Here is a 19200-nt window from a genome sequence, read left to right as displayed (position 1 = left end):
CATGACGACCAGCTACGGCTTCGGCGTCCAGAAGTCCGGCTCCGCCTGTACAAGCGCCTCTGGCGGATAGCTCATCTTCGGTGAAATCCGAAATAGATTCGACTGTCTCGACTCGACGCACGAAGCTTCCAACGCCTCCAGCTTCTTCAATCCCTCTGGCCCCAACGCATCGATGAACTTCGGATCCTTGGCGAACTCCGCGTCGAGCTCCTCCGCCGACCGTAGCGTCGTAATCACCAGGTACGTGCTCCCCCCGCCAAAAAGCATCTCGTAGGTTCCCCAGTGAGCATCCGGAATCCCCTTCTTGTACGCATCGATCACCAGCTTCACCAGCTCCGTCCACTCGCCGGTGTGTCCCGGGCGAACCACGAATTGCGTCAGCTCCTCATATCGAGCCCCCACCCGATATCCCTGGTTGAGACTCAGATCGTCCCTTCGCATCCACATGCTGGAGTTCGTCTCCGCGAGCAGATCGCCATCGGCTTCATTTGCTCGATCAAGCTCCGCCGAAAGAGACGCATTGGCATTCACCTTCTTGCGCTCAGCTTCAATGTCCGCAAAGCTCGGATAGGCGCTCAAAAACAAAACCCGCGGCCGACCCGAAAGAGACGTAAGGGCGTAATAGTGGTCCGTAACCTTTCCATCCGCCATCGCCTTGGCAAACGCAGCCTCGCTCTTTTCATGGGCTGCACCTTCTTTGCCCGGCTTGGTGAACTCTCGCTGAATCGTTAATATCTTCTGACTCGGAATCGTCTTATCCTGCGCGCAGACCGCAGGCGTCACGCTGCTTACAAAACCCGCAAGCAACAAAGGGAGAGCAATACATTGGCAACTAATTGGCAGCTTCATACGATCTTTCTCCTTGATTCAAACGTGAGAGAAGCGAAGGAGGTGCGCAGACGACGAACTCCTCTGATGTCTTCGCGAGAGGTATATCGGCTGCAATGCGGACAGCCGCGCCTGGGATTAAAAACCCTCAGCCCGGCTGCCCGGGAACGAGTATTTCCCCGGAGCCTGGAAGCAAGTGCTAAAGAGTGCGAGCAATAGTAGGAACTTCAATGCCAGAAAGCAATCAATTTCTGTTACTTATACCCGCAGGTAACTCCGGCCTTTTCGCAGCCTCCCTATAATGAAACGAGGGGAGCGAAGGCATGACACAAACTCAAACAGCCGCCGCCATCCTTGCCGCGGCCACCGCAGCCGCAGGAACTCTCACCTACGCCGCCCTCTCCGCCCAGTCTCAACTCTTCGGCAAAGTCGTCATCGCAAGCAGTGATCCCAACCAGATCGCCCTCACCTACGACGACGGCCCCAACGACGTCGCTACCGAACAGCTGCTCGAAGTCCTCGCCCGCAACAACACCCGCGCGACCTTCTTCCTCATCGGCCGTTACGTCCAGCAGCGCCCCGCCATCGCCCGCGCCATCGCAGCCGCCGGACACCTCATCGGCAACCACACCATGACTCACCCATGGCTCGCCTGGCAATCCTCCACCCGCATTCGCCAGGAGCTCACAGACTGCAACGCCGCTCTCGAAGACACCCTCGGCATCCCCGTCCGCTACTTCCGCCCGCCCCACGGCGCCCGCCGTCCCGCGGTCTTACGCATCGCCCACGAGCTCGGCCTCACCCCGGTCCATTGGAACATCCTCCCCGGTGACTGGAACCCCATCTCTGCCGGCGAGATCGCCGACCGCACCCTCCACGCCATTCTCCGAAACCAAAAGAGAAGTCGCGCATCGAATATCGTGTTGCACGATGGCGGTCAGGCAGGCCTCGGCCAGCCCCGGCTTCCAACGGTCAAAGCTACAGACCTGCTCCTCCAGCACTTGAAGACGCAACCGGCAACAAGCTTCGTCACCGTCGATTCCTGGGCCTGAATCACCCGAAATCAAGTACCATAAGCCAACCCCTGATGAGCACAACCTCCACCAACCCGGCAGCCGTTGGGTCGAATGCGCCTCCCGTCATCGACCCCGAACTTCCAGCACCCCTATCCATGGGAGACGTCCTCCGCGTCCCCATGATGCGCCGTCTCTGGTACGCCCAGATCATCTCCGTCTTCGGCGACTTCCTCGCACTCTTCGCCGTCATCAACGTCCTCACCTTCAAACTTCACGCCACCGCCCAGCAGGTCACCGGCGTGCAGATCGCCTACATGCTGCCCATCGCCGTCCTCGGCATCCTCGCCGGGGTCTTCGTCGACCGCTGGCCACTCAAGCCCACCATGGTCTCCAGCGACTCCATCCGCGCAGGCCTCTGCCTCTTGCTCATCTTCGCCACCCAGATCTGGCACTTCTACGCGATCCTCGCCGCCATCAGCGTCATCTCCAGCTTCTTCGGCCCCGCACAGGGAGTAGCCATCCGCTCCGCAGTCCCCCTCCACGGCCTCCGCTCCGCAAATGCACTCATGCAGCAGGTCATGTTCGGCATGCGCATCATCGGCCCCGCCATCGCCGGCCTCATGGTCTCCTACATGGGAGCCGTCAGCTGTTACGCCTTCGACTCCGCCAGCTTCATCGGCTCCGCGCTCCTCATCGCATCCGTCTCCTTCCTCGCACCCGGACCCAAGGCCGCCGCGCCAACACCCCACGCCGCAGACGCATCCGCCATCGCCAAAGTGTGGCTCGACATGAAACAGGGCATCAACTTCATCATCCACCACGCCGCCCTGCTCTTCGTCATCCTCGCCATGGCGGCCGGCATGTTCGTCCTCGGCTGCTTCGGCCCGCTCATCGCCATCTACGTGCGCGACTCCCTCCACGCCTCCACCAAATCCTTCGCCATCGCCTCAGCGATGATCGGCCTCGGCATGCTGATCGGCATCAACGGCCTCAACACCTTCGGCAAAAAGCTAAAGGACACCCTCCTCGTCTACTCCGGCCTCTGCGGCATCGCCGTCGGTCTGGTCATCCTCACGGCGCTGCCACACCTGTGGTCGACGATCCTCGGAAACCTCATCATCGGCTTCTCCGTCGCCGGCATCATCGTCCCCTCCCAAACCCTCTTCCAGAAAGCAACACCACCGGAGCTGATGGGCCGCGTAGGCTCCACCTTCATGTCCATCATCTTCACCGCCCAGATCTCAGGCCTCGTCCTCTCCGGCATCCTCACCCACTACATCGGCGTGCGTCGCGTCTTCGCCCTCTGCGCCGCCATGCTGGTGGTCCTCATGGCAGTAGGCAAAATCTGGATGGAACCAAAACCCGCAGCCCCGCAGCCCGCCTGAATACCACTCAGTCAGCCTGCCGCATCTGAAAGGCCCGGGCCCAGAAAGATTTCGAACTGCAGGTGTCTCAAGCACCTCCTCCTACATCGAGGCGTCGCGCTAGATCTGGACACCAACCGCAGTTGCCGACAACCCCGTTCGCGGGAACTTTGTCAGGCCGGGGGTTCTACCTCTGGACCGTTGCTTCACGCCTCGAGTTCAACCACCAGTACAGGGGAAGACTGAATGCCATTCCTCCCAACAGCGATAGCAAAACAAACCAGTACCATCTGACGGTTCCGATGGGACGCACTGCAAACAAGTAGGCAAGAACTCCCATAGTAAGAAAGGCATCAAGCATGAAGGATGAAGCTAGTAGATTGTGGGCAACTCCGCCGCAACCGTTTGGGTCGTGAAGCCATGCGTAGAGAAACATATTGTTCGGAACCACTAGACCGAAGAGAGCGACCGCAAGTAGTAGCCACCGCTGGTTCATTGATTTCTTGACCTCCCGTTTCGCGATTGCCCTACCTTCCCCCAACTGGCATTGCCTGTCAAATCCTTATTGCCGTGGAACGGCGTATTGGTTCTGGGTCCTCGAAAGTCGGGTTTTCGAAAACTGTACGCGTCCCTCACCGTCATCGCCAGGCGCAAGGTGGCGAAACGTCATTCTTCGCCAAAAATGTGAGCGTCCTAGTGAAAATAGCTTGCCCCCGTTCCGGTTCCAGCGACATCAGAAGCTTCGAGGACTGGCACCCCGCTGCATCGGGCCCAGAAAACTCTTGTGAAGGAGAGTTCACCATGACTGAACTCATGAGGGAATCTATCGCTCCGCTGGGGAATGGTGCGTGGCACGGACGTGATCGTAGCGCACTAAAACACAAGCCGATGCTTGGCGTGATGATCGCAATGCTCGGCGTCCTGCTTCAAGGTTGCACCGCAGGCAAATCCCCATCCCAGGGCGAAACCAGCCTGGCCAATGCAGCGAAAGACGTCACCATCCCATTGGAGGCAGGCAAGATGAACAACCCGCTGCCTGAGACCGACGAGGTCATCAGTCAGGGTCGCGAAGTCTTCCTCGGATCCTGCGCCCAATGCCACGGCGCCGATGCGCGCGGGGATGCGGACCTCGGCCGCAGCATGGATCCGCCTGCCATGGACCTCAGCTCGGGTCACGTCCAGCACTGGAGCGACGCCGAACTGTTCTGGATCGTACAGAACGGAGTCCGCCTCACCGGTATGCCTGCCTGGAAGTCGAGCATCTCCGAGAACGACACCTGGAAACTTGCACGTTTCATCCACAAACTTCCCCACCCCAACGCTGACGCTGCCGCTGCCCCCGCCTCCACACCAGTCCCGGCACAGACCCAGGCCGCCACTTCCACGCAGGACAAGTACACCCTCAAAATACCCAATGGCCTCGCGTTCTCCGAGTTCAGAGGATACGAAAGCTGGCCCGTGATTGCCATCAGCCATAACGGAGGTGCGATCGCCGCCATCCTTGGAAATCCTGTGATGATCAACGCCTATAAGGCAGGAATTCCCGGTAACGGCAAGCCCTTTCCGGATGGTGCCAAGATGGCGAAGGTCCATTGGACCGCGAAGGTGGATGCCAGTGAACCCGGTGCGCCGACCGTGCCAGGCAACCAGCATGACGTTGATCTCATGGTGAAGGACAGCAGGAGATTCGCGGACAGCGGCGGATGGGGTTACGGCGTCTTCGAGTATGACGCCGCGTCCGGCAACTTCAGGCTCGGCAACTTAGGTGACAAGCCGCCGCAGGGGAACGACGCCAAGTGCGGTTTCGCGTGCCACACAGCAGTCAGGACAAAAGATTACGTCTTCACGGCTTACGGGCAAAGGTGAAGCGGCAGGAGCAGACTGTTCTCGCTGTTTCTGTGCACAAGCTAAACGTTGGCCCAACGATCCTCGAAGCCTTTCTTCCTCGGAAGGCTTGCGAAGACCGCCACTTCAGCGATCCGGGCATCGATCCAGATGCCCGGACGAAGCACGTGGTGTCTCTTTGCCGGTTACGCTAGTAGAAGAATCTTGCCGATGCCGCCCTTCTCCGCTTCAGCATGCGCCTTCGCAGCGTCGGCAAGAGGCATCGTCCGATCAATAGAAATTTTGAACCTTCCGTTTGCGATGTCTTCTGCGAGCGCACGCATACCCGCCGCGTCAGGATGGGAGCCGAAAGCCTCCACCTTTACGTTGGGATAAAGTTTGGCATTCAGGGGAGGCCCCACCACGGAGGCATAGGTTCCCCCGGGCTTAACTTTACCCAGAAGCGCGTCGCTGACCTTGCCGCCAATCGTATCCGCAACGACCTCGACCAAACCCAGCGAGTCCATCTCCTGTTGGCTATCGAGCGCGAGAACAGCATCGGCCCCGAGCTCCTCGGCCGCCTTCTTCTGTGACCCGCGAACGCCGGCAATGACGTGAGCACCAAGCTTCTTCGCCACCCATACCGCAGTGCGGCCCACGCTGCCCAGTGCGCCGGTGATAATGACCGTCTGGCCAGGCTGAACCTTGCCGGCCTCAGTGATGAGCTGGTGCCCCGTGTTCAGCACCACCGGAAGCGCAGCGGCTTCGATGGGATCAAGTCCATCCGGAACCTTTGACAAGCCCGCAAGATCGGCCAAAAGGAACTCGGCATAGGTCTTGCCGGCGCGGCCGAAGACCTTGTCGCCCTCCGCATATCCCGTGACGCCTTTACCGACCGACCGCACAACGCCGGAGTAGTCGTAACCCAGGATGGTAGGCAGCTCCAGCGGCATAAAATCCTTCATGGCGCCGCTGCGAATCTTCCAATCGATCGGATTGACTCCCGCTGCAGTCACGCGAATCAGGATCTGGCCGTCGCCCGCCTGGGGATCGCCCCACTCCTCATACTTCAACTTATCGGGCCCGCCGTACTCGTGCAGCACAACTGCTTTCATCGTCATACCTCGCTAGCTTTGCGACTTAGATGCGCTCGACAGCAGCATCGGTTCACAGAGACGAACCCGCCCTACGCTCATCCACAGCTTTACAACTCCGGCGGTTGAGACCATCGGAGCGAGATCGCGAAGTCCGACCTGACGAAGCCGGGAACCTACTTCACGGTGGCCGCATTCACCGGCTGCCACAGCTCGATTGGGTTGCCTTCCGGATCATGAAGACGTGCAAAGCGCCCGTACGGATAGGTCGTCGGGTCCACCTTCACCGCGATTCCCGCTGCTTCCAGCTGTGCGGCCATCTTGTCCAGATCGCCCACACGAAAGTTGATCATCCACTGCTTCGTCGCGTCGCCAAAGTAATTGGTCTTCTCGGAAAAGGGCGTAAAACTCGTCGGTCCGGCCTGCTGATTCCACACTGGATCGTCTTTGCTCTGCGGAGTGACGAAGACGCCAAGGTGGTCCTGATACCACTGCGCCAACGCCTTCGGATCATGCGCGCGAAAGAAGATGCCGCCGACACCAGTCACCCGTTCCTTCGGCAGAGAGTTCGGGTTCGCGGCGGTCGTCCGCTCTGCGACCGCAAAAGCCCCCGGCAATAGTGCCGATCCGGCAGCAGCTGTGAGCACCCCAAGCACCTCACGGCGTTGCATCTTCATGACGTCCTCCACATTCGCCCAGATTATACGGTCAGCTCAACCGGAGCACCCAACCATTCCAGTGCGCCTCATTTCTGCCGATGCGGGACAGATCTGGAGGAGGCGACCGGCCCTAATCTGTCATCGACAGGCGTCCGAGGCCGCATCCCCAAGCCAACCAAAAATAAATCTCAAAAAGTTGGCGTATTTTTCGAAGCCGAAAAGTGTGGTGCTAAAACTCCACATCCACCACGCATCCCACCACGTTTTCACCATCAAAAAACCACGTCCAAACACACAGTTTTCCCGCAACCCCCTTCAAAAACCCCAGCAAACCCACACTTTTGCGCCCGCCCACCACAGCAGAAAAAAATCTGCTCACCGCAAAAAAATCCACCAACTTTTTTAAGAAATTACTCCGGCCGATCTCTCGAGAGAGACTTGCGGGCAGCCTCAAGAACCATCCCGATCTCCGCCTCTCCATGAGCGGTCGAAACAAAAGCAGCCTCGAACTGACTCGGCGGCAACCACACCCCCTCGTCAAGCATAGCCCGATGAAATCGCCCAAAAGCTGCCGTATCCGACGTAGCCGCACTCGCAAAATCAGTGACTGGCCTATCCGTGAAAAACCACGTAAACATTGACCCAACACGATTGGTCGTCAGCGAAATCCCCGCCTCTCGAGCCACGCCCGCAACTCCCTCAGCGATGCGCGAGGTAGTGCTCTCAAGCCCGTTGTAGACCTCCTGCTCATGCTTCAAGAGGTGGCTCAACGTAGCGATTCCTGCAGCCATCGCAAGCGGATTCCCACTCAACGTTCCAGCCTGATAAACCGGCCCCAGCGGAGCCAGAAACTCCATCACATCAGCCCGCCCGCCAAACGCCCCGCATGGCAAACCGCCGCCGATGATCTTGCCCAAAGTCGTAAGATCCGGCTTCACATCATAGACCTGCTGCGCCCCTCCAAGCGAGAGACGAAACCCCGTCATGACCTCGTCCAGAATGAGCAGCGCACCGTGCTCCGCGGTGATTGCTCGCAGACCCTGCAGGTACTCGGCGGCGGGGGCGATCGTCCCGGCGTTGCCTACAACCGGCTCCACGATGACACAGGCGATCTCGTCCGGCCGCGCTGCGAAGGCTTCCCTTACGGCCCCAAGGTCGTTGTACGGCAAAGCGAGCGTGTGCATGGCAGTCTCTGCGGGAACCCCTGCCGAGCCTGGAATTCCCAGCGTCGCGACGCCGCTGCCGGCTTTGACCAGCATGGCATCCGAGTGGCCGTGATAGCAGCCTTCGAACTTGATCACGAAGTTGCGGCCAGTGAATCCACGAGCAAGTCGGATAGCCGACATACAGGCCTCCGTGCCGGAGCTGACGAAGCGCAGCTTTTCGACCGAAGGAAAACACCGCGTCACCAGCTCAGCCAGATCTGCCTCTGCAGCAGTAGAGGCTCCGAAGCTCGCTCCACGCGAGGCAGCCTTCTGAATCGACTCGACCACCGGCGGAAAGGCGTGGCCGAGGATCATCGGCCCCCAGGAGCCAAAGAAGTCGAGATACTTATTTCCATCCGCATCAAACAGATAGGCCCCTTCCGCATGGGTAACGAACGGCGGATCCCCTCCCACGGCACGAAACGCCCGCACCGGCGAGTCGACGCCTCCAGGCAGGAATTTTTCAGCACGAAGCTGCAGTTGACGGGAGCGGGTAAGAGACCGGGACATAGCAACAGTATAAGAGGGCATATCATAAGGACATGACCGAGCCAGAATATGCAGAGATTGAGGGCCGGGCACTACTGCTGTACGACGGCGTCTGCGCACTGTGCAACGGCGTGGTGCAGTTCCTGCTCAAACACGACCGGCAAGAGAGATTACGATATGCCCCGCTGCAGAGTGCTCTCGGCCACGAGATACTTGGCCGCTTCGGAATTCACAGCTTCCCCGACGGCGTGATGCTGCTGACCGATGCTCTGAGGCCGCAGGAACGGCTTTACCAGCGTTCGGATGCGGTGGCCGCGTCGCTGAAGTTGCTAGCACCACCGTGGAGGCTTTTGGGACGGCTGGTGACGCTGGTGCCACGCCCCCTGCGCGAGTTCGGCTACGGAGTGATCGCCCGCCTTCGCTACCGGATCTTCGGGCGTTACGATACCTGCCCACTACCACCTTTGGACCAGCGACGAAAACTTTTGGGTGTGTACGAATAACGGTTGTTTATGCTGCTTTGACCGCCGCCCTGCTAGACTAAACTTCTTCTTTTCAAGCACTACGATATGGAGCACGACCTTGCCGGATGAGACCTCCCCGCCGCCCGATTCAATCGCCACGCACCGCGCTACGTCCGAGCAGGACACACCCAGGCAGACCTCTCCGCTGCAGTCCGCGATTGCGCAGAGAAAAGCCGCAGGCCTGAAGCAGCCTGCCGCGGGAGAAAAAGCCAAAGGCCCGTCGAAGAAGAGCATCAGTTATGCCGATGCCGGCGTCGACATCACCTCGGGCGACCGCAGCAAGCAGCGCATCAAGATGCTGGCGCGCAAGACCTTCAACAGGCAGGTGCTGAGCGAGATCGGCGGCTTTGGCGGTCTGTTCGCGCTGGACCTTGAAAAGTTTCCCAACCCCGTGCTGGTCTCGAGCGCGGACGGCGTTGGCACGAAGCTGAAGGTCGCGTTTGAGTTGGGCATTCACCATACCGTCGGGCAGGACCTGGTCAACCACTGCGTGAACGACATCGCGGTGCAGGGCGCGACGCCGCTGTTCTTCCTTGACTACCTCGCCACGGGCAAGCTCGAAGATATGGTGATCGAGCGCGTCGTGCAGGGTATCAGCGAGGCATGCAAAGCCAATGGCTGCGCGCTGATCGGCGGAGAAACGGCGCAGATGCCGGGCTTCTACGCGGATGGAGAGTACGATCTTGCCGGCACGATCATCGGTGCCGTGAGCCGCGACAAGATCATCACCGGAGAGCATATTCAAATCGGGGATGTGCTCGTGGGTCTGCCGTCAAACGGATTGCATACGAACGGGTATTCGCTGGCGCGGAAACTGCTGTTCGAAGTCGCAAAGTATGGTCCCGAGCAGTACATCAACGAGCTGAAGGACAAGACCGGAGCCGCCTTGATGCGGACGCACCGCAGCTATCTGTCGGTCATCAAGAAGCTGACGGGAGCCGAGGTGGTAAGCGGCATGGCGCACATCACTGGCGGCGGGATCACAGAGAATCTGCCGCGCATCCTGCCGAAGGGCATGGGAGCGCTGATCGACCGCGCGTCGTGGACGGTGCCACCGCTGTTTGAACATCTGCAACAGCTGGGCAATGTGGATGAGGACGAGATGCTTCGGACCTTCAACATGGGCATCGGGCTGATCGCGGTGATTCCGGCGGAGAAGATCAAAAAGGCAAAGGCGATTCTGAACCGCGCGAACGAACGGCACTGCCTGATAGGCCGTGTGGTGCGCGGAGAACGCAAGGTCAGCTACAACTAGATAGTTCGAAGTGCCGCTTTACGAGCCCGCGGCCACTGAATCTCGCAGATGATTGGCGGGCTTTTGTGTCGGTCCGGGTTATCTCCGCGAATGATCTACTGCGCAGCCAGGGCGTAGGTAGACGGACGATGCGGACGGCTGCGTCTAAAGAAAAAGTAGATGATGACGCTGACGACGGCGGCGTAGGCGCACCAGACCGAAGTGAAGGCATAGCGCTTGACCAGCATGACAACGAGCAACCCCACGAGGTTGAGCCACGCCAGGGTAATGAGATCGCGGTAGCCGGAGAAGAAGAGCGAGCCGCAGGTGGCGATGACATAGAGGATCGCGATAAGGGTGGTGGTCGTGATGGTGTTGACGTAAACGATGCTGTTGTCCTGCACAGAGACCTGCAGCGGATACGCGATGAGGCCCCAGAGCATGTAGAGCATGAGCGCGCCGCCGAGAATGGCGAAGGGGAGCATCTGGCGGCGCTGCTTCAGGGTGGGCTCAATAAGCAGCACGCTGAGAGGAAGGAGAAACGGCAGCAGGCCCTGCGCGTAGAGCGTGTAGGCGGCGCCGGCGCCGTGGGTTACTCCGGGCGAAAGTATTCCGTCAAGGCCCAACCAGACAAAGCCTTCAATGAACTGATGGAACGCGAAGAGACAGGGCATAGCGGCAAAGAGCAGCTCGCGGCGATGTTTTACTTCGGTGAGCGTGGCGACACCGATTCCGCCCAGGATGGCGCTGCCGACAAAGTTCGCGGTTGCGGAGAAGCACATAGGGTCCTCGTGGTTTCAGGCCATCATACTTGAGAGCTTGCCGACACCTTGTGTTCTTATAGAAAGCACCAAATCACTCAAGGGACGACATGAAGATTCGAGTCAGCGTTTGCTTTGTTTTCGTCGCACTCAACTTGCTTTCTGGTTCTCTCACAAGCGCGCAACGTGCTTCTTCTTCCGCGACTACCCCAGCTTCGCAGGCTACGATGGATCGCGACCTGATGGAGGTCACGATTCCTCGCCTGGAGGAGTTGTACCGCGCGAACAAGTACACCGTGACTGAGGTGGTCGAATGGTATTTGACGCGGATCGCGTGGTACAACGGAATCTATCGCGCGGTGCAGACTGTTGATGCACGGAATGCGTTGGCCACTGCAGCTCGCGAGGATGCGGAAGCGAAGGCTGGAGGAAGCAGTTTTCGGCGTGGACCGATGTGGGGCGTTCCGATTGTGACGAAAGCGAATACGAGCATCAAGGGATTGATTACAACCGATGGCTGGAAGGGCTACATGATTCCAGGACACGAGCTGGTGGCACCGAAGGATGCGACCATCGTCGCAAAGCTTCGAACTGCGGGAGCGGTGATTCTGGGGCAGACGAACATGCCGGACTTTGCAGCGAGCGATACGAATCGCAGCACTGCGTTTGGGCGGACGGGAAACGCTTACGATGTGCGGTTCAGTCCGGGTGGCTCGTCGGGAGGAACGGTGACGGCGGTGACGGGCAACTTTGCGCTGCTGGGCAATGGGACCGATACGGGGAACTCGATTCGTATGCCGTCGGCGACGAGCTCGGTGGTGGGAGTGTTTCCGACGCGAGGGCTGGTGAGTATCGCGGGGATCGCGCCGCTGGACTGGCTGCTCGACAATACGGGGCCGATCGCACGAACAGTGACCGATGCGACGATTGCGCTGGACGTAATGGCCTCCGAGGACGCTGCGGATGCGCGGACGACGGGTTCCGCGGCGGAGGCTCAGAAAGGGCCCTATACGCAGTATCTGAAGGCGGATGCGCTAAAGGGCAAGCGGTTTGGTGTGCCGGCTTTCATTCTTGCAGGGGCGGGGATTCCGTTTCAGGGGATTCCTGCATCGGCGCCGGCGAGTGAAGTAGCAGAGGATACCGAAGATTCGCGTGAGCCGTTACGGCCAGAGACCCGGGCAGCGTTTATGAAATCGGTTGAAGGTCTGCGAGCTGCGGGAGCCACGGTGGTATTCGATGATTCGATTCTGCCGGACAGCTTTGCGGTGACGGTGGCGCGCGTGGGGACGTTTCCTTATGTAAAGGAGGGTACAGAGAAGTTTCTGGCGGAGTACGGCCCGGCGCAGTATCACTCGGCGGCGGAGTATGAAAGTGTGATTGGCTCGCGGTTGCCGCCGACGATTATTGGTGGCGCGGATCCGGCGACGCGACGAGGACGGGCGACCATTGTGCAGGAGTCGATCGAGAGCGACCCGCAGGCTGAAGCCAATTTTTACGGGCCGCGGAAAAAAGCGCTCGAGGCTTATAACGAGACTCTCGACCGGCTGCATCTGGACGGGTTTGTCTACCCGGCAACGCAGATGCCTCCGCCGGATGAGACGATGCCGCAGAATGGAAAGCTCAGCGAGGGGCCGCACAGCGATACGGGGTGGGTGAACATGATCGGCGTGCCTGCGGTGGTGGTGCCTGGTGGATTCTATCCCGACGGATTGCCGTTCGGACTGGAGATCTCGGCGCGTCCCTGGAGAGATGGGGATCTGCTGGGCTGGGCTTACGCGTATGAGCAGGCGACGAAGCATCGCAGGCCCCCGGTGCTGGTGGAGAAGGGTTTGCTTCCGGATGCACGATGAGTTGTGGGCCGTCGGAGACAGGAGCGCATGCCTCGCCTAAAATCTAAGCAAGGGACCCTTCATGCACCGAATTGGAATTCTTCTCTCCGGCAGAGGCTCAAACTTTCTTGCGATCGCGAAGGCTATTCATGAGCAGCGTCTGCTCGGCGCGGAGATTGCCGTGGTGTTGTCGAACCTTGAAGATGCTCCGGGGCTGGCCGCGGCGCGCCAGCTAAATATTCCAGCGTTTGGAGTTCCTTCGGTTGGCCGCAAGCGCGCTGAGCATGACGCGGAGATGATTGCGCGTCTGCATCAGCACAAGGTGGATCTGGTCTGCCTGGCGGGATACATGCGCATCATCTCTCCGGTGTTTGTGGAGGCATTTCCGAACCGCATTCTCAACGTGCATCCATCGCTGCTTCCCGCCTTTCCTGGGCTCGACGCACAAGGGCAAGCGCTGAACTACGGGGCCAAAGTGGCTGGATGTACGGTTCACTTTGTCGATGAAGCGGTGGATCATGGCGTCATCATCCTGCAGAAGACCGTGTTAGTTCACGACGACGATACCGACGAGACATTATCGGCTCGCATCCTCGAACAGGAGCACCGTGCCTACCCGGAGGCGATTGCCTGCGTGCTCAGCGGCGAATACTCCATACAGGATCGACGTTACGTCCGCAGCAAAGTCTAAAACCGTCGCATGGTCTGAGGCACAAGCCCCATCAAGGCTCCCAGCAGGAACAACAGCAAGGTGTAACGGATCATCGTCGCACTGCTCGGGTTCTCCGGAGCCGAGCCCGTAAAGAGACGCCACGCCATGCCGGCTGCGATGAAGAGAAAGACCCCTTCATGCAGGAACGCAAAGAAGAGAATGGCGGCGGCTAAGATCAACCCGCGCTGCATACGATTTAGTGCGTGAGTCGCTTGCGCGCCGTCAAGACCCAACACCGGCACCAGATTTATCAGATTCAGCCATGCGCCCGCGTGAGCCAGCGCGGCCCACAATTCGACCTTCGTGAAAAAATACATTGCCGCGCACGCTGCCGCAGCCAGCAATCCAGCGAACGGCCCCGCCAGGGCAATGCTTGAGAGCGCGTCGAGCGAGATCCCCATGCTGTACCAGCGCACGTACGCCCCAAACCCAGGCAAGAACACTGGAAGGTCAGCCTTCAATCCGCGACGACGAGCTGCGACATAGTGCCCGAGCTCGTGGATCAGGATCGACACAGCGAAGCCGAGACCAAATCTCCAGCCAAAGAGCGCCCAGTAGACTCCGAAGAAGGCGAAGAAGCTGAACAGAAATTTGAACTTCAGCAGAGCGAACAGGAAGGTCTTCGCCTTCATGAGGAAGAACGCAGCCGGGGCAAGCGGGCCCAGTCTCTTCTTCCAGGTCGCCGTTCGTTGCTCCCCTTGCTCAATTCGCCCGTCGATCGCTGCGAGGTGCCCTGCCACCATCTGGCTCTGCTCCGTACCGGCAGGCAGCCACTGGAGCATCTGCTGCCAGGTCTCACGTGCCTGCGGCCAGGCCCGCTCCTGCTCCTGTGATACGGCCAGCTGTCCAAGCCCTTTCAGGTGTCGCGCGTAGATGATCGAATGACATTCGGGACAAGCAAGCGTCATCGGTGGCAGCCAAAGACCGCACTCGGGACAGTTGTGAATCGGATCAGGAGTAGTAGCGGAAAGGGTCGTTTCAGTCACAACAGGTCAGCCGTAGAAGCATCTGCGTCTATTTTATCCGAGAGTCTGTCCTGCCGGACGGGCCTCCTGCGCGGAGGGCGGCCACTTCGTGGCGTGTATACCCCTTCGGTTGGCGCTCCCGTTGGTCGCGAAGAAGATCTTATGCCGACCAACGGAAGGACCGTTGCATATGGTTTTCCGAGACCGGTACACAAGTCACGAAGTGACCGCCCCACGCGCAGTGGGCCCGTCCGGCAGGAAAGCTTCTAAGTCTCGCGACCTGGCTGTCCCTGCTGCTCGGTTGCGTCGTTCAGCTTCACCTTAACGTCGAGCCGTTTGCGCCCACGGAAGACAGTAAGAGTCACCTCGTCACCAGCCTTATGAGAGTTCATCACCGCCGCCAGATCCTGCGCGTTCGTGATCTCTTGTCCGTCCATCCCGACGATCAGATCGCCCCCCAGCATCACCGGCATGTTTCCCTGGTAGGCTCTCTGAGTTCCTCCATGCAGACCGGCCTTCTCCGCTGCGCCGCCCGGCAGGACACGCTCAATCAACAGACCGTAGTCGGCAGCCAGACCGATCTGGTCGGCGACCTCCGGACCAATCTCCAGGGTGGCGATGTCGAGCGAGGGACGACGGATTCGCCCGTACTTCGCAAAGTCTGCGATGACGGCCTTGGCGGTATTGACGGGGATGGCGAAGCCGATACCCGCCGACTGGTCAACGCCATTCGAAGCGATAAGAGTGGTGATGCCGATGACCTCGCCTCGCGAATTCAGCAGCGGGCCGCCGGAGTTGCCCGGATTGACGCTGGCGTCGGTCTGGATCGCGTCTTCAATGGGATTGTTGTTCGGTCCGCGAATCGACCGTATCGCCGAGATGATTCCGCGTGTCATGGTGCCGGACAAGCCGAACGGATTCCCGATCGCGTAGACACGCTGGCCCACGGTAAGGCTCTGCGATTCGGCGAGCGTCGCCGGCTGAAGGTTAGGCGCATTGTTGATCAGAAGCAGAGCGAGATCATGTCCCTTATCTACGCCGACTACGGTGGCCTTGTACTTGTGCTTGTCCGAGAGCGTGACCTCGACGCGCTGGGCGTTGTCGATGACGTGATTGTTGGTAAGGATGTGTCCCTGTTTGTCCAGAATGAACCCGGACCCCTGCCCCTGCTGCGGAACCGGACCGTAAAAGAAGTCCATCGCAATCGCGGTCGAGGTGATGTTGACCACCGACGGCAGGGCTTTCTTGTAGACGGCAATATTCTGCTGCTCTTCAGTGTCGTAGGCGGGAGCGGCATTGGCTTCGGTCAGCTCAAAGGTTCCTAGCGGGCCATTCACGGCGGCGGTGTTCGTCGCAGACAGGGACGTGGAGGGCGTGGCGCGATGCAGCCAGGGCGAGACGGCTCCCGTCGACCAGACATGCGTCGTCAGGTAGTAGAAGCCAGAGAGAAGAAGCACCACAAGGAGAACGGGGCGTAGTTTCATCGTGAGCACGACCTGATCTTTCAAATAGCCGGCTGCGAAAGACCGACACATTCAATTGTATCGAGGCGCGCGCCCCGCTGCTCAGGCGCCGTAAAGTCCGTGGATCCCATCAAAGCGGCCCATCAGCATTGTCTGAAGAGTGGTACAGCGGGACTGGATTCGTCCCGCTTTTTGAGAGCACCAGGGCACTGAAGTCGGTCGTGCTCCCGATGCCTCTCCCGGGGAGGGCTAAAGTCTGTACTTGCTTACACCATACGCTGCAGCCGATTGAGTGCCGACGGCTTGATGCGCGGCGCATGGAGGAAGTTCTCGCGTTCGGGTTGCCGTTTGGTCTGCACCTCCCACTGCTCCTCCTTGACCTTGACCGGCCCGGCCCAGGATTCGGCGTCGAGATCAGCACTGGCGATGTTCGCTCGACCCACCAGGGAACGGTCCGTGCGATCGAGCCGATCGGATCTGTCTGCGCGCTCAGGCCTGTCGATACGCTCAGAGCGTTCCAGGCGGTTGATGACCTCTACTTCTTCGCTCTTCGCCGCGACCTCCATACCTTCGGCCACTGCCTCAACGTCCTGCTCGTTGCTATGAACAGTCGCCATCAGTGAAGCCATGAAGTTTGCCATCATGCGCTGCGCACACTTCTGTCCACACAGATGCTTGGCGCCCTTGCGCGAGTTCTTCGGCGACTCCCAACCGCGCAGCTTCAACTCGCCGCCCTGTTCGTAGGCGACGAACCAGTAGTTACTCGTCTGCTTCTCTGCTGCACAGATATCGCAATTGATAGCTTGCCGGATCATCTGCCTGTCTCCTTGTCCTTCAATGAAGTGTGCCTGTCTGACACAGTCCCTTCATCGGCAGAAGATCGAAATGCATCATCCGGGGACACCCAAAATGTTGGAGATTCGATGCAACGTGTTCCCCCTGAAGTCCGGGACGGAGGCTTGTCTATGCCGCAGTTTCGAGGATCGGCCAAAGCTGATCGACCTGCCACTCCAGCTCGGTCAGCGCGCCGCCATTGGTCAGCACATAGTCGGACAAAGCGCTCTTCTGTTCGTCGGAGATCTGCTGAGCCAGCCTGCGGCGCGCCTCCGCTTCAAGTTCCGCGCGCTGCTCCTCGCTTATCATCCTGCCGGTGGAGCAACGAGCGACGAATCGTGCGATCTTCACCTTTTCCGGAGCCGTCACCAGAATGATCCTGTCGAAACGGCTCTGCCAGCGCGAACCATCTGCACCATAGCGCGTCTCGAAGATCAACGCCGACTCCACCATCACAACGGCGTGAGGCTCCTGCTGAAATATCTTCTCAGTCAACTCCATCTGGCGCGCGATCACCAGAGGATGAGCGATTGCATTTAACTCTTCAACGCGACCCTCTGTGAAAGCGATGCGCGCCAGGGCGGCGCGATCAAGAGTTCCATCGGCGAGAACCACACCCGGACCAAAGTGATCGACCATCCCGATGTAGATCGGCTGGCCCAACTCCATGAGTTCGCGGCCGATCGCGTCCGACTGCAGGATGTGCGCCCCGTGAACAGCAAACAGCTTCGCTGCGGTGGACTTTCCACTTCCCAACCCGCCAGTGAGGCCGACACGCAGCATAGCGGCTACTTATTCCCCGGCGAGATTCCGCGCCGCAGCTTTGCAGCCGTTACCGTGTTCTGCATGAGCATTGCAATCGTCAACGCGCCGACGCCGCCTGGGACCGGGGTGTACGCGCCCGACACCGCAAATGCAGCCGGATGAATATCCCCAACCACAACTGATCCGCGCTTGGCGAAGGTCGCTGCCCGGTTTGGATCGCCGGGGAAGAACTTCTCGATGTCTGCGGCGTCAGTGACGCGATTGATTCCGACATCAATCAGCGTTGCGCCCGGCTTGACCATATCCGCCGTCACGAATCCCGCACGACCGATCGCTGCCACGAGAAGGTCTGCCTCGCGAGTGAAGCTGCCGAGGTCCACCGTTCTGCTGTGGCATACGGTCACCGTGGCGGAGGCGTTCAGCAACATCACCGCCGTGGGCTTGCCTACGATATCCGATCGCCCCACCACAACCGCGTTCTGTCCGGCGACCGGCAATCCGCTACGCCGCAGAATCTCGAGGATACCCGCCGGGGTACATGGAGCCAATCCCGGCTGACCGCTCTGCAGACGGCCTACATTCACGGGGTGAAATCCATCCACATCTTTGTCCGGCGCTACAGCCTCGAGCAGCCGCTTGGTGTCTACGTGCTTCGGCAGCGGAAGTTGAATCAGGATTCCGTCGATATCCTCGCGGGCGTTGAGGGCCGCGACCAGCGCCAGCATCTCATCGGTTGTGATGCTCTCCGGCGGCGTGATCATCTCGCTGAAGATTCCCAACTCGCCGCAGGTCTTTACCTTAGTGCGAACGTAGATCTGCGACGCAGGCGACTCGCCGACCAGAATCACCGCCAACCCGGGAGTGATGCCGCGAGCCGCGAGCGCTTGAACCTCGGCTGCGACCTCGGCCTTGATCTGCCCGGCGATGGCAACGCCGTCCAAAATCGTTGCAGTTCTCTTCATCTCATCCATACGTCTTTCATGGTATCGCGCTCTCTGGCTCCTCTGACGGTAAGATAACTTTGTGAGCGCGCAATCCCCGCCGGCCGAAGATCTACGTTACGTCGTCTGTCCGGTCTGCCATCAGAAGCTCGAACGCGTGGACGATGTTATCTCGTGCAAGGGATGCAGGCGACGCTATCCTGTGGTCGAAGGAATTCCTGTACTGCTTGCGGACCGCGCTCTAATCCAGTGACTCAAAGAACTTTTCGGGCCATCTTTTCGTAATGTCGTCTGACGATGAACTCTATTGTCGATCAATGCGTGTTCAGAAAGAGAGTACGACCTCAGTCAATCTATGACGTCTAACACTACAGATAAGCTGACGGCGGATACACGCCGGGCAGGAGAAGAACAAGTGACTAAGGCAAAGGGCGCCCACGTCGAAAAGTTCGCTGAGGCCGATCTCTCCGGGTTGCGGGAAGATCTGATGAAGTCGGGTCTCGACTCCTGGCAGGCCGCCGATCTCATAAGCAGCTTTCTTGTCACACGCGGCTACGGCGTCTCCACGCAGGATGCGCGCAAAGCGGCGTTCCGGATGGAGTCTATCAGCTGCTCTTTGCCTTGCCTTCAGGAGGAGTTGGAGAAGATCGCGCAAGTGATGTGAAGTGCCGCACCTCCACATGGCACCTTCCG

The 19200-nt window shown here is 59.5% G+C and carries 19 protein-coding genes; 9 read left to right on the top strand and 10 right to left on the bottom strand.

Annotation, left to right across the window (positions count from 1 at the left end; translation table 11 throughout):
- Nucleotides 1–12: 12 nt before the first annotated feature.
- Complete coding sequence (locus HDF12_RS03725) at nt 13–849, bottom strand: hypothetical protein (RefSeq protein ID WP_179581274.1); 837 nt, start codon at nt 847–849, stop codon at nt 13–15.
- Nucleotides 850–1151: 302 nt separating this feature from the next.
- Here HDF12_RS03725 and HDF12_RS03720 point away from each other — a divergent pair, with 302 nt between their 5' ends.
- From HDF12_RS03720 to HDF12_RS21950, 3 genes are all read left to right on the top strand, one after another.
- On the top strand, nt 1152–1880 hold the full coding sequence (locus HDF12_RS03720; RefSeq protein ID WP_179581273.1) for a polysaccharide deacetylase family protein: 729 nt from the start codon (nt 1152–1154) through the stop codon (nt 1878–1880).
- 35 nt (nt 1881–1915) lie between these two features.
- Nucleotides 1916–3229 (top strand): MFS transporter, encoded by a 1314-nt coding sequence (locus HDF12_RS03715; protein WP_179581272.1) that lies wholly within the window; start codon nt 1916–1918, stop codon nt 3227–3229.
- 780 nt (nt 3230–4009) lie between these two features.
- Nucleotides 4010–5074 (top strand): cytochrome P460 family protein, encoded by a 1065-nt coding sequence (locus HDF12_RS21950; protein WP_218892290.1) that lies wholly within the window; start codon nt 4010–4012, stop codon nt 5072–5074.
- Nucleotides 5075–5238: 164 nt separating this feature from the next.
- On the opposite strand, the gene HDF12_RS03700 is transcribed toward HDF12_RS21950, so the two are convergent.
- From HDF12_RS03700 to hemL, 3 genes are all read right to left on the bottom strand, one after another.
- A complete protein-coding gene (locus HDF12_RS03700; RefSeq protein WP_306457993.1) occupies nt 5239–6153 on the bottom strand; it encodes an NADP-dependent oxidoreductase in 915 nt (304 codons plus the stop codon).
- 149 nt (nt 6154–6302) lie between these two features.
- Nucleotides 6303–6803, bottom strand: a complete 501-nt coding sequence (locus HDF12_RS03695; RefSeq protein ID WP_179581271.1) for a VOC family protein — start codon at nt 6801–6803, stop codon at nt 6303–6305.
- A 392-nt stretch (nt 6804–7195) separates the two neighbouring features.
- Nucleotides 7196–8500, bottom strand: a complete 1305-nt coding sequence (hemL, locus tag HDF12_RS03690) for a glutamate-1-semialdehyde 2,1-aminomutase (protein WP_179581270.1) — start codon at nt 8498–8500, stop codon at nt 7196–7198.
- Nucleotides 8501–8532: 32 nt separating this feature from the next.
- On the opposite strand from hemL, the gene HDF12_RS03685 reads away from it, so the two are divergent.
- Both HDF12_RS03685 and purM read left to right on the top strand, forming a co-directional pair.
- On the top strand, nt 8533–8982 hold the full coding sequence (locus tag HDF12_RS03685; protein ID WP_179581269.1) for a thiol-disulfide oxidoreductase DCC family protein: 450 nt from the start codon (nt 8533–8535) through the stop codon (nt 8980–8982).
- 202 nt (nt 8983–9184) lie between these two features.
- Nucleotides 9185–10258: a phosphoribosylformylglycinamidine cyclo-ligase gene (purM, locus tag HDF12_RS03680; protein WP_246374032.1), complete on the top strand. Its 1074-nt coding sequence runs from the start codon at nt 9185–9187 to the stop codon at nt 10256–10258.
- 95 nt (nt 10259–10353) lie between these two features.
- On the opposite strand, the gene HDF12_RS03675 is transcribed toward purM, so the two are convergent.
- Nucleotides 10354–11019 carry a DUF6629 family protein gene (locus HDF12_RS03675; RefSeq protein WP_179581268.1) on the bottom strand — a complete coding sequence of 222 codons (666 nt, stop codon included), beginning with the start codon at nt 11017–11019 and terminating at the stop codon, nt 10354–10356.
- A 206-nt stretch (nt 11020–11225) separates the two neighbouring features.
- Between HDF12_RS03675 and HDF12_RS03670 the strand changes: the two genes are divergently transcribed.
- Together HDF12_RS03670 and purN are read left to right on the top strand one after the other, a co-directional pair.
- Nucleotides 11226–12848 carry an amidase gene (locus tag HDF12_RS03670; RefSeq protein ID WP_257025333.1) on the top strand — a complete coding sequence of 541 codons (1623 nt, stop codon included), beginning with the start codon at nt 11226–11228 and terminating at the stop codon, nt 12846–12848.
- A gap of 61 nt (nt 12849–12909) precedes the next feature.
- Entirely contained in the window at nt 12910–13518 is a 609-nt protein-coding gene (purN, locus tag HDF12_RS03665; protein ID WP_179581266.1) for a phosphoribosylglycinamide formyltransferase, read from the top strand.
- On the opposite strand, the gene HDF12_RS03660 is transcribed toward purN, so the two are convergent.
- From HDF12_RS03660 to HDF12_RS03640, 5 genes are all read right to left on the bottom strand, one after another.
- Nucleotides 13515–14447 carry a site-2 protease family protein gene (locus tag HDF12_RS03660; protein ID WP_218892288.1) on the bottom strand — a complete coding sequence of 311 codons (933 nt, stop codon included), beginning with the start codon at nt 14445–14447 and terminating at the stop codon, nt 13515–13517. The two genes, purN and HDF12_RS03660, sit on opposite strands and share 4 nt — an antisense overlap.
- A gap of 323 nt (nt 14448–14770) precedes the next feature.
- Nucleotides 14771–15988 (bottom strand): S1C family serine protease, encoded by a 1218-nt coding sequence (locus HDF12_RS03655; protein ID WP_179581264.1) that lies wholly within the window; start codon nt 15986–15988, stop codon nt 14771–14773.
- A 245-nt stretch (nt 15989–16233) separates the two neighbouring features.
- Complete coding sequence (locus HDF12_RS03650; protein ID WP_179581263.1) at nt 16234–16782, bottom strand: hypothetical protein; 549 nt, start codon at nt 16780–16782, stop codon at nt 16234–16236.
- A 148-nt stretch (nt 16783–16930) separates the two neighbouring features.
- The gene (gene coaE / locus HDF12_RS03645) at nt 16931–17584 is read right to left on the bottom strand and encodes a dephospho-CoA kinase (protein WP_179581262.1); all 654 of its coding nucleotides are present in this window, start codon (nt 17582–17584) and stop codon (nt 16931–16933) included.
- 5 nt (nt 17585–17589) lie between these two features.
- On the bottom strand, nt 17590–18528 hold the full coding sequence (locus HDF12_RS03640; RefSeq protein WP_373563836.1) for a bifunctional 5,10-methylenetetrahydrofolate dehydrogenase/5,10-methenyltetrahydrofolate cyclohydrolase: 939 nt from the start codon (nt 18526–18528) through the stop codon (nt 17590–17592).
- Between the two features lie 61 nt (nt 18529–18589).
- Between HDF12_RS03640 and HDF12_RS22770 the strand changes: the two genes are divergently transcribed.
- Together HDF12_RS22770 and HDF12_RS03635 are read left to right on the top strand one after the other, a co-directional pair.
- Nucleotides 18590–18760: a Trm112 family protein gene (locus tag HDF12_RS22770; protein ID WP_353073171.1), complete on the top strand. Its 171-nt coding sequence runs from the start codon at nt 18590–18592 to the stop codon at nt 18758–18760.
- A 162-nt stretch (nt 18761–18922) separates the two neighbouring features.
- The gene (locus HDF12_RS03635; RefSeq protein ID WP_179581260.1) at nt 18923–19171 is read left to right on the top strand and encodes a hypothetical protein; all 249 of its coding nucleotides are present in this window, start codon (nt 18923–18925) and stop codon (nt 19169–19171) included.
- Nucleotides 19172–19200: the final 29 nt, after the last annotated feature.

It is taken from the genome of Tunturiibacter gelidiferens, from assembly GCF_013410115.1.
Lineage (GTDB): Bacteria > Acidobacteriota > Terriglobia > Terriglobales > Acidobacteriaceae > Edaphobacter > Edaphobacter gelidiferens.
The sequence above is the reverse complement of the archived record's forward strand: the minus strand, read 5'-3'. Positions and strand labels throughout refer to the sequence as shown.